The organism is Acinetobacter johnsonii (assembly GCF_048551975.1).
Classification (GTDB): domain Bacteria; phylum Pseudomonadota; class Gammaproteobacteria; order Pseudomonadales; family Moraxellaceae; genus Acinetobacter; species Acinetobacter johnsonii_A.
The window spans coordinates 1-310 of record NZ_JBIMCF010000130.1 but is presented as its reverse complement, the minus strand read 5'-3'; the positions used below and the strand labels follow the sequence as shown (position 1 = coordinate 310).

1 pseudogene is annotated in these 310 nt (G+C 41.6%); it reads left to right on the top strand.

Annotated elements, in window-relative coordinates:
• Positions 1–256: pseudogene (locus ACG9ZB_RS16935) on the top strand (DDE-type integrase/transposase/recombinase); the annotation flags it as partial.
• Positions 257–310: the final 54 nt, after the last annotated feature.

Genomic DNA, 310 nt, shown 5'->3' with positions numbered 1-310 from the left:
TCGAGTAGTCTTAGCGATTGAAGCAGGATTCTCATTACCTAAAATCCGAGTTATTCGTACGTTGAATCAGTTGCTGGATTGGCGAGAAAAGCCGTTAGTTATTCGGTGTGACAATGGCCCGGAGTTTATCAGTCATGAATTTGTACGCTGGGCAACTGAACAAGGTATTCGTATTGAATATATTCAACCAGGTATGCCACAGCAGAATGCGTATATTGATCGTTATAATCGGACTATACGTTTTAGCTGGCTAAGCTAGCATCTATTTGACACACTGGAAGAAGTTCAAGATTATGCAACGAGTTGGCTG